We start from the raw sequence: 1679 nt of genomic DNA on the forward strand, positions 1-1679 counted from the left end.
GTCGTGGGCGCGCACGGGGTGCACGACCTCGCACCGGCCGAGAGAACCCGCACCGTGCGATGCCCCTGCCCGCCGCCACCCGCCACCGGACCGGCCGGACGGACTGGGCTAGCCTCGTGGGGTGGACCACGACGAGGAGGCACACGTGAGTGTTGGGACCCGCACGGAGACCGATTCCCTGGGCACGCGGGAGGTGCCCTCGGACGTCTACTGGGGGATCAACACCCTCCGGGCGCTGGAGAACTTCCCGATCACGAGTGTCCCGATCTCGGTCTACCCGGACCTCGTCGAGGCCCTCGCGACCGTGAAGCAGGCCGCTGCCCGGGCGAACAAGGCGATCGGTGTCCTCGATGCCGAACGCGCCGACGCCATCGACCAGGCCGCGCAGGAGGTCCGTGACGGTGCCCTCCGCGAGCAGTTCGTCGTCGACGTGGTGCAGGGCGGCGCGGGCACGAGCACGAACATGAACACGAACGAGGTGCTCGCGAACCGGGCGCTGGAGATCCTCGGGCGCGAGCGGGGCGACTACGGGTACCTGCACCCGATCGACCACGTGAACCGCAGCCAGTCGACGAACGACACGTACCCGACGAGCATCAAGATCGCGATGATCTTCGGCGTCGGGCGGCTCGTCGACCAGATCGAGCAGCTCTCGGCGGCCTTCGCGGAACGGGGTCGGGCGTTCGCGGACGTCCTCAAGGTCGGGCGCACCCAGCTGCAGGACGCCGTGCCGATGACCCTCGGGCAGGAGTTCACGGGCTTCTCGCACACGATCCAGGAGGACGCCCTGCTGCTCCGCCGGGTGACCCCGCTGCTGGCGGAGATGAACCTCGGCGCGACGGCGATCGGCACGGGCATCACGGCCGACCCGTTGTACCGCGACGAGGTCCGTCGGCAGCTGCAGGTGGCCAGCGGCATCGACGTCGTCACCGCACCCGACCTCATCGAGGCCACGAGCGACGCCGGCTCGTTCATGACGCTCTCCGGCACGGTGAAACGGAGCGCGATCAAGCTCTCGAAGATCTGCAACGACCTGCGGCTGCTCGCGTCCGGGCCGCAGGCGGGCTTCGGCGAGATCACGCTGCCGGCGCGGCAGGCCGGGTCGTCGATCATGCCGGGCAAGGTCAACCCGGTGGTCCCCGAGGTCGTGAACCAGATCGCGTTCGCGGTCGCCGGGGCCGACACGACCGTCACCATGGCGGCCGAGGCCGGCCAGCTCCAGCTCAACGCCTTCGAGCCGATCATCGCGCACTCGATCCTGCAGTCACTCCAGTGGATGACCCGGGGCTGCGCGACCCTCCGCGAGCACTGCGTCACCGGGATCGAGGCCAACGAGGCCAAGCTCGCGGCCCAGGTCGACACCAACGTCGGCGTCGTGACGGCGCTGACGCCGTACATCGGCTACGCGGCCGCTGCGTCGATCGCGCACACGGCGCTGACGACCTCGACGCCGATCAGCACGCTCGTCACCGCTGCCGGCCTGATGGACGAGGCTCAGGTGCAGCGCGTGCTGAGCCCGGCCCGGCTGTCGGGCATCGAGCTCGCGACGGGCGCCATCCCCGTGATCACCGAGGAGATGTTGGACGCCGAGTCCCGCCGCCGCTGAGCGGGCGTGGGGGTCGGTCCGCGCGTTGCGGGTCGGATCGCGCGCAGGAGGTCGGATCGCGCGTTGCGGGTCG

Annotated in this window: 1 protein-coding gene; it reads left to right on the forward strand. The window is 70.7% G+C overall.

Going from position 1 to position 1679, the window contains the following annotated elements:
• Positions 1 to 145 precede the first annotated feature (145 nt).
• Entirely contained in the window at positions 146 to 1606 is a 1461-nt protein-coding gene (locus BIU98_RS08210) for an aspartate ammonia-lyase (RefSeq protein WP_071274623.1), read from the forward strand.
• The last annotated feature ends 73 nt before the right edge of the window (positions 1607 to 1679 follow it).

Origin of the sequence: Curtobacterium sp. MMLR14_010 (assembly GCF_001865015.1) — a bacterium.
GTDB lineage: Bacteria > Actinomycetota > Actinomycetes > Actinomycetales > Microbacteriaceae > Curtobacterium.